Below are 8,558 nucleotides of genomic sequence, written 5' to 3'. Positions count from 1 at the left end.
GGAACAATGACGTTTAAGAGCCCATTTCATATCTTCAATCTGTTCTTTGCTACGGATGGGTTGGACATCAATAAGATGTGGTTTTTTATTCATGGATTTATGACCTCCTTATTTACAGTGTTTTGAATGTATACTTTTATTATATAAATTAAGGATATCAGGGTTTTTGGTTAGAAGTCAATGATTAAGGGGAATTGAATGTAAACTAATATTCAAAAGTTTACTTTGGAATATAATAAAAAAGAGTCCTATGTTTATGGGATTCTTTTTTATTTTTTATAATATTGTATCAATTGAATATAGATGATAGTTTAGTAAGGGTTTATATATTTTAAATTAATGATTTCATAAAAGTGGATAATATACATTTTTTATTTTGTTGAGGATTAAGATCTTAACAATCGTTGATAAATAAGGCGTTTAAACGATGTATAAAGCCTTTTGACATATTAAAATTAGCTTTTATAAAGATATTTGCTACTTATAAATCATTACCTTGAACTATTTTGGATGTAGAAGGAGCGAGCGAAATGAATCTTAGTAAACAAATTAAAAAATATCGAGATAGGGAAGGGTTTTCTCAAGAAGATTTAGCTGAAAAAATTTATGTTTCTCGTCAAACTATTTCAAATTGGGAAAATGAAAGAAGTTATCCTGATATTCATAATTTATTGCTTCTAAGTGTTCTTTTCGATGTTTCTTTAGATGATTTAGTTAAAGGGGACATGGAAATGATGAAAAATAATCTTCAGCAAGTTAAATTTAATAAGTTAGGACAGGTAATGGCTATATTCTTGATTTTAGCTGTAGGATCAATAGGATTAGCAATTAAATATTTTGGTAATGTAGGTTTAATTATTCCAATTGTTTTTTGGGTAATTGCTATGACAGCAGCTATTAAAATTGACATAATCAAGAAGCGCGAAAATATAAAAACATACTCTGAAATTGTTGCTTTCATGGAAAATAAAGATGTGAATGCGGAAAGAGAGAAGCGAGATAAGAAAAAATACATCATTCAAAAAACGTTGATTGTTGTAGGGGTTTCGTTGGTTTCGGGAATTATTGCCCTTTTGAGTTTTTCGATATTTTTATAAAGTGAAAAAAGAAAAAGAGTTCTATATACAGAACTCTTTTTCTTTTAGTTATAACAAAAAAAGCCAATCATGATATAATTGAATTGTCGAGAAACAACTATAATGAGAGGCTTTTTTTATTCTTATAAAATTCTAATTACATAATAGCATAAAAAGAGTCTCTGTACTAGTTGTAAATACTAGGAACGAGGAGAAAAGTTATGACAAATACTATCAATTTAAAACAAGCTGAAAAAAATGCAAGATTGAGAGAAATCGAGGATTCAAAGATCTTGTCAGAAGAAGAGATGTATTTAGCAAATGAACTTCAAGCAAAAGCTAGTTCAAGAGGAATGAAGTTAGTTCCTGAGCGTAAAGTGAAAAATAAGGCAAAGTTTGTTCAGATTATTCAACAGAACATCCAGTATTTATTTGAAATTGATTATTTAACAAATGCTGAAAAGGTATTTTTATTAGATATTTCAATGTGTGTAGGGTTTTTAAGTAATTGTTTAGTTAGTGATATTAACTCTAAAGAACAAATACCATTGACTCAGCGAGAATTAGCAAAAAAAATAGGAAGACATGAAACGAAAGTTAGTCCTTTGGTTAGAAAATTAATTGATAAAGGCATTATTGCTCGTTCTGAGAGTGGTGTTGATGATAATAATGTTAGGGCATATGCTTTGTTTATAAATCCTCATGTTATGTTTTCAGGTAATAGGGATGAAGTTAATCCAACACTTAAAGCTATGTTTAGAAAGGTTCCTAAACAGCTTAAAAATTTACCTATCAAATTATTTTAAGTCTACTTTAATTAGTAGACTTTTTTTATTAATTTCGTACTTACCAAAAACGGTAAGTTTACTTACCAAAAACGGTAAGTACGAAAAATCTTGAAACCCTTGATATTACTAGGGTTTTTCCACTTTGGTATGCTTGTCCCTTCTCACTCTATATAGAAATGGCTAAAAGTTCCGCAAGGAACGGGTCGTATTTTCTTTCGCTTTGCTACAGAAAATCTCCACCCTTTTCGCGTTGCTACATCCTTGCGGAACTTTTTTCGGCTCGAGTTTTGGCGGCACCAAGCCGATACATCCAAAAGCAACTATCTAGGTTCATCGGCTTGAATTTGCTATTATACGAGCCGAACCGCTAGTGAATTCGAATCATAATTTCACTTACCATATGGATAGATACGTAATACGTGGGGTTTCGCCCCCACACTACGAACCAGCCTCTACTCCAAAAGTCAACGAAAACCCTTGGAATCCGTATCCAATTTATGTTAAATTAAATATAGATTTACTTTTCTTTTTTTATTTCGTTTAAACATTCAAGAGCCGTTTCGCGGTTCAGATTCAGACACTTATTTTGTGTCTATGACTCTGAGTCCGAAACGGCTCTTTTTATATATAATTATTTATTTTTAATGAGATCATGAAAATGAACGAATGTGTTTTGGGATTAAACAATATAAAAAAGGAGTGAGGACCGGAAGGTACGAAAGAAGCATGGCTATAGCCATGCCGTTGCGAAGACAAGTGTCTTCGCTAAGTAAACGTGGATATAACAGTTGCTCTCCACGCTAAATATGGAGCGATAGGCTTAGGCTTAAATTTGAGTTTTACAGATGCATATGGAGTAGCGGATTGACACCTTATGGGGTGCGGCGCATTTGCCGCGCACAATAAGGTGGATTATGCCCGTTTGAGCGTGAGCGAAAACGGGCCGACCGAAGGGCGGCGAAAATATGGGAAGACGAAGAGGATCTTCTAAGGTATCGCTTGTAAGACAAATTGAAAATGCGGTAAAGGAAATTATTTGTGTTGGACAATCGAAATATGAAGCTAAAAAAGAGGGGCGACATACGGGAGGTTTATATTCTTTTAAACATATTCAAAATACGATGTCTGTTTCGATTGATTTTGCTCGTTTTTGTAGAGAGCAATTTGAAATTACGCGGATTATTCACTTTAAACAAGAACACTATCATGCTTATTTACAGCATAAAGAACAGGAAGGAGTGTCCAACGGACACTTGATGAATATTGAAACAGGATTAAGGAAATTACAAATAGCAATGCATAAACAAGCTGAGAAGCTCCAGAAAGAGCCTATAAGATTTTGTTCTGAAAAAAGAGTGTATAACTATCAAAAAGATAGAAAGGGTCCTGAGAATCGCTCTATGAGTTTGAGAGATGCTAATAGATTAATAGAAAGTGTATCTTCTGTTCATGTTCGAAATGCATTTCAATTACAATTACATTTAGGTCTTCGTGCACGAGAGGTTATTAATTTAACTCCGGAACATTTTGATTTGAAAAATAATGTTTTGAAGATTGAACAAGGAAAAGGAATTACAAAGGGTGGGCGGAGACGTAAAGTTCAGATTCCGGAACATGTAAAAGATAAGATCCATAAGATGATTGGAGATAAACAGTTACATGAAAAAATTATTCCGGTTAAAGATAATACTTTGAGAGCCGCATTACTTAAAGCTGGGAAAGTAACAGGAATTCAAACAAATGGAACCCATATGTTTCGTCATACATTTGCTAGGGAACGTTTTAAAGAATTATTAGGGGATTCCTATGGGCGAGGACAGGAAGTCTTGGGTTACATCTTAAAAAATCATGAACAAGGAAAACGCGCGGATTATGGAGTTACCCAAGAGTTTAAAGGTATATATCAGCAAGTACAGGATGTAATGAATATAGTTCATGAGGAATTAGGGCATGGAAAAGGAAGGGTAGATTTAGCACAGGTATATTTAAAATAGATTTTTATAGGTTTAGTTGATTTTTTAGTTGGATAGGTGGATACTAACCTTAGTAAATTGAGTTAATAAAAACCTAGGTTTTTTACCCAGGTATTAAGGTGGATATTTCTCAAAATAACCATGGGTATTTTGAAAAGCTTGGTTTTTATCTAGGTATTGGAGGTGGGTAAAAAGGTGGATAAAAGTGAATACTTAGGTGAAGAAAATCCAGGTTATAAGGACATGACGGTTAAAGAGGTAGCATTATATTTAGACGAGTCCCCAAACATTGTTCGAAATTGGATGAAAGAATTAAGAACTCATATTCCTTTAGAAAAAAATGAATCTGGTTATAATATTTTTAATGAAAAAGCACTTGAGGCTATGCAAATAATTAAACAATTACACAGGGAGCAAAATTATTCTATACGACAAATTGAACATTATTTTGCTACAGGTGGAGAAAGTATAAAACCTGTTCCTAGTAAAGAAGTTGGGGAAATTTTAGCTGAAGAATTAAAAGCATTGAAAAATGAAGTTAGTAGACTAAGAGAATATAGTGAGAAACAAGAAGAGTTTAATAAGTTGTTAATTGAACAATTACAAAAACAACAAGATTATATTGATAATAAGTTAGAAAAACGTGATCAACAGTTACTTGAAACAATTAGAGAAGTACAGGAATCAAAAGCATTAACAGCATCTACTGAATCCAAAGGTTTTTTTGCGAGGTTATTTGGAAAATAACCATTTTAAGATTTATGATCCGAGTCCTGGCGTTTATGCCGCGAAAGTTCCTTGACGATGAGGGGAACCCTCATGCAAACTCGCCAGAGGTGGCCCCAGAAGGGCGGTTTTTGCCCGCTGGGGTTATCTTTGGGAGTTTGAGGGTTCAGAGGCTCGTGGTCAAGGGAACCGTGGAATAAAAAGCAAGGACGGACCCTAGGACAGGGCAAAAAACAATGTCTTCGCCAAGATTCGTGGTTCTACTGTTAGAAAAAGGCGAATAAGAATATAGCATACATACAATAAGGGAATGCAGTATAGATTAGTCTACAAGCATTCCCTTGCTATTAGTATGTGGTTTTTTGTAAATTGTATAAGAAAGTAAAATGTATATAGTTTTTTTGAGTAAAATTGTTATTTATTTTTATCTATTTTGGTATAATTTATATGATAAAATGTTAATAGATTATATGTAGATGTAATTTATAGTTGGTTATTAATTATTTTCAAAATTATATTGCTTTGAAAGAAATTTATTAATAAAGAGTATAAATTTAAAATAGGATTTTTTACAGTTTAGGTGGTAATTATTTTGAAGGATTTTAAGATATCATTGTGGCAATCGCTTACTTTATTATTTGTAGTATTGTTGATAGGAGTATTTTTAAAGGTAAATAATGTTCCTCATTATGGTTCATTGTTTTTAGAAAATCTATTTTTAAAATAAAAAACAACTAGCTTAAGCTAGTTGTTTTTTATTTGGGAATTGATTTTCCCATAATTTTTGATATTCTGGGTTATTTTCTATTAATTCAGAATGAGTTCCCTGGCCTAAGATATGTCCACTATTTAAAACATAAATTTGGTTACAGTTTTTTATTGTTGATAATCGGTGTGCAATAGAAATAATAGTTAAACCTTGTTCTTTTAATTTTTGTAATGAGCTTAGTATATTTTGTTCTGTTGTTGAGTCTAGATTACTTGTGGCTTCATCTAGAATTAATACTTCAGGTTTCGCTAATATTGCTCTTACTAAAGAAAGTCTTTGTTTTTGTCCGGCTGATAAATTTGAAGCATCTTCTTCAATCATTGTATTGTACTTTAATGGCATACTGTTAATAAAACTATGAGCATTTAGCATTTCAGCAATATCAATGACTTGTTCTAAAGTTGGTTTATAATCTAAACCAAAGCAAATGTTTTCATATATGCTTCCTTCGAAAAAGAAAGATTCTTGTGAAAGAAAAATAATTTTCTTTCTTAATTCATTTTCATTTAATTCTTCACATGATATATCATTAAATAAAATTTCACCTTTTTGAAACTTATAATATTTTAATAAAAGTTTAGCTATGGTTGTTTTTCCAGAACCACTTTCTCCAACTAACCCAATATGTTCACCTTTTTGTAATTTAAGAGTAATATCTTTTAATATATTTGTTTGAAGTCCGTATCCAAAAGAAACGTTATTGATTGTAATACTTTTTATTTCACTTAATGAGGAATTTGATGTTTTTTTATTGTATTCAGTTTCTAGTTCTAATATTTCTTGTACACGTTCCCAAGCAACTAATGCACTTTGAATACTAGGTTGTAAACGAACTAAATTTTCAATTGGTTGTAAAAAATATAGTAGTAGTGCATTGTACGTTATTAATTGGCCTATTGTCATATTTCCTCTTAAGACTTCTTGTCCACCGATCCATAAAATAAGTATTCCTCCAATTAGTTGTACTCCTTGTTTTATGGAATCTTGTAATCCAATGAGTTTTCCTTTTTTAAGAACTACTTTCCAAAAATCTAGAAATTTATTTTTTGTATTTGTATATATTACGTTTTCAGCAACATAAGATTTTACAGTTAAAATTCCTTTTAATGATTCGACTAAATAAGAATTTAATGAAGCTCCATTTTGCATTTCTTCTTTATTTAATTGTTCATATGGTTTTTGGAAGCAAGCTATGATTAATACGTATATTGGAACAAATAATAATGTAATTAGAAATAGATGTGTATTTTGTAAATATAATAAATATGATCCTACGATTAGCATTATTGTATCAATTGATAAGGTAATTGCTGTATTTGATAGGGCCTCTCTAATTTTACCAGCATCTAAAAATCTAGATATAATTTCTCCAACACGCCTTGTTTCAAAAAATGAAATAGGTAATCTTATTACATGGTTATAATAACCAAGCATAAGTTCAATATCTATGGTTTTGCTTAATTTTAAAAGTAAATATGTTCTAGAGTAATTAATAAATATTTTTAAAATATATAATAGAATTATTGATAAGGATACAATCTCTAATGTATGAGTTAAGTGTTTTGGTAATATGACATCGATTAAATAACTGTAGTAAAAAGCACCTAAAATGCCTATTGTATTAAAAAGTATAGATAAAATAAAAATAGAACTTAGAATTCTTTTATTGGTTAAAACAAATTGGATTAAGTAACTTTTTAATGGAGAATATGTAGAGTTATGAGATTGAATTTCTTTTGGAATCGTTAAAACTAATATTCCTGTCCATAATTTATAAAATTCTTCATAACTATATTTTTTTATTCCTAAACTAGGATCCATAAGAGTAATATGTTTACTTGAAATTTTATGTAATACTACATAATGCAATATTCCTTCTGGGGTAATAATATGTGCAATAGCAGGTAATGGTATTTCTTTTAAAGATTCTTTGGTACCACGAAAAGCTTCTGCTTCAAATCCCAGATTTGTAAGTGCTTTTAATAATCCTTTTAATGTTGTTCCTTCTTGATCAGTATGGGCTAATGTTCTTATTTTTGAAATTGATACTGGTGCTTTATAATGATGGCATATAGCTGCTATGCATGCTGGACCACAATCTTTTAAATCGTGTTGTTGAATCCATTTTAATTTTTTAAATCCAAACATCTCTATCTCCTAATAAAACAATATCCTTCTATAATTGATATAATCAAATTTTAGAAGGATATTGTTTTTAATATTAATTATTATTTATTGACGGCCTTTGATGCCATTGTAAAAACCAACAATTCCAGATCCAACCGCTACAACTCCACCTACAACAACAGCAGTTGGGTTCATTCCTGCGAAAGGATTATAAGAATTTCCACCACCAGAAATATTTTCAAGTGATTTTTCAATTTTAGTTAAGCCTTTAATGTTTTTAAATGTATTATTTTTCATTTTTATCTTCCTCTTCCAGACATTTTTCCAAGTGTATAACCAGCAGTGTATAATGCACCTGCGATAATAGCAGTTGTTTCAACACCTTTACCAATGATGCTGTAATCATCCCAGAAATTTCCGCCACCGTTAATTTCAAGAAGTTCTTTTTCTTCTAATTTGTTTAAGTTTTTAGTTTCGATAATTTTGTTCATAGTATGTTTCCTCCTATTCATTTTGTACTTTGATTATATTAATATAGTTATTATTGGTATTCAAGAATAATATTGGAAGTATGCATAATTGCATATTTCCAATATATAATTTTTTTGAAAAATAAAAATTATATTTGGAATGTATCAAGTATATTGTCTTTCTCTTCTTTATTAATCCCAATATATTTAAGTGTAATTTGTGGTGTACTGTGATTGAGTATTTCTTGTAACATGGCTACATCTTTTGTTTGTTTATAAAACCAATAGCCGAAGGTTTTGCGCATGGTGTGAGTACCAATGGATTCTACACCGGCAAAATCTCCGGCTTTTTGCAATTGTCGATAAGCCTGGATCTTACTAATGGGCTGATCTCCTTTACGGGAAGGGAATAACCAGGTGTTTTTTAGAGTTTGGGCATACGAATATACTTCATCAAAAATAGAAGTAAGATTAATCATGCGTTCTTTCTTTGTTTTTCCTTCTTTGATCTTGAATTCTTTTCTCTTTTTTCGTTTTAGTTTTATTATGGTTTGTGTTTCGATTTGGAGTAGATCACTCACGCGTAGTCCGGTATTAATTCCAACAAGAAAGAGAATATAGTCTCGTTC

At 30.8% G+C, this 8,558-nt stretch carries 8 protein-coding genes and 1 pseudogene; 4 read left to right on the top strand and 5 right to left on the bottom strand.

Features of this window, described 5'->3' with window-relative positions; translation table 11 throughout:
- Positions 1–93 (bottom strand): annotated as a pseudogene (locus N2V79_RS29160) (tyrosine-type recombinase/integrase); the annotation flags it as partial.
- Positions 94–530: 437 nt separating this feature from the next.
- Between N2V79_RS29160 and N2V79_RS29155 the strand changes: the two are divergent.
- From N2V79_RS29155 to N2V79_RS29140, 4 genes are all read left to right on the top strand, one after another.
- Positions 531–1,097 carry a helix-turn-helix transcriptional regulator gene (locus N2V79_RS29155; protein ID WP_340720582.1) on the top strand — a complete coding sequence of 189 codons (567 nt, stop codon included), beginning with the start codon at positions 531–533 and terminating at the stop codon, positions 1,095–1,097.
- A gap of 200 nt (positions 1,098–1,297) precedes the next feature.
- Entirely contained in the window at positions 1,298–1,882 is a 585-nt protein-coding gene (locus N2V79_RS29150) for a MarR family transcriptional regulator (protein WP_000185579.1), read from the top strand.
- Between the two features lie 947 nt (positions 1,883–2,829).
- Positions 2,830–3,858 carry a site-specific integrase gene (locus N2V79_RS29145; protein WP_340720581.1) on the top strand — a complete coding sequence of 343 codons (1,029 nt, stop codon included), beginning with the start codon at positions 2,830–2,832 and terminating at the stop codon, positions 3,856–3,858.
- Between the two features lie 174 nt (positions 3,859–4,032).
- Positions 4,033–4,584, top strand: a complete 552-nt coding sequence (locus N2V79_RS29140) for a DUF3967 domain-containing protein (RefSeq protein ID WP_340720580.1) — start codon at positions 4,033–4,035, stop codon at positions 4,582–4,584.
- A gap of 718 nt (positions 4,585–5,302) precedes the next feature.
- Here N2V79_RS29140 and N2V79_RS29135 read toward each other — a convergent pair.
- The 4 genes from N2V79_RS29135 to N2V79_RS29120 form a co-directional block, all read right to left on the bottom strand.
- Positions 5,303–7,480, bottom strand: a complete 2,178-nt coding sequence (locus N2V79_RS29135) for a peptidase domain-containing ABC transporter (RefSeq protein WP_340720579.1) — start codon at positions 7,478–7,480, stop codon at positions 5,303–5,305.
- Between the two features lie 84 nt (positions 7,481–7,564).
- The gene (locus N2V79_RS29130) at positions 7,565–7,756 is read right to left on the bottom strand and encodes a hypothetical protein (RefSeq protein ID WP_340720578.1); all 192 of its coding nucleotides are present in this window, start codon (positions 7,754–7,756) and stop codon (positions 7,565–7,567) included.
- Between the two features lie 2 nt (positions 7,757–7,758).
- The gene (locus N2V79_RS29125; protein ID WP_340720577.1) at positions 7,759–7,950 is read right to left on the bottom strand and encodes a hypothetical protein; all 192 of its coding nucleotides are present in this window, start codon (positions 7,948–7,950) and stop codon (positions 7,759–7,761) included.
- A 128-nt stretch (positions 7,951–8,078) separates the two neighbouring features.
- The coding region (locus N2V79_RS29120) for a tyrosine-type recombinase/integrase (protein WP_340720576.1) at positions 8,079–8,558 on the bottom strand (480 nt) is incomplete at its 5' end.

The organism is Bacillus sp. CH_70 (genome assembly GCF_038007045.1).
Taxonomy (GTDB): Bacteria; Bacillota; Bacilli; order Bacillales; family Bacillaceae_G; genus Bacillus_A; species Bacillus_A cereus.
Note: the sequence above shows the minus strand (reverse complement) of the source record. Positions and strands in the feature narration are given on the sequence as shown.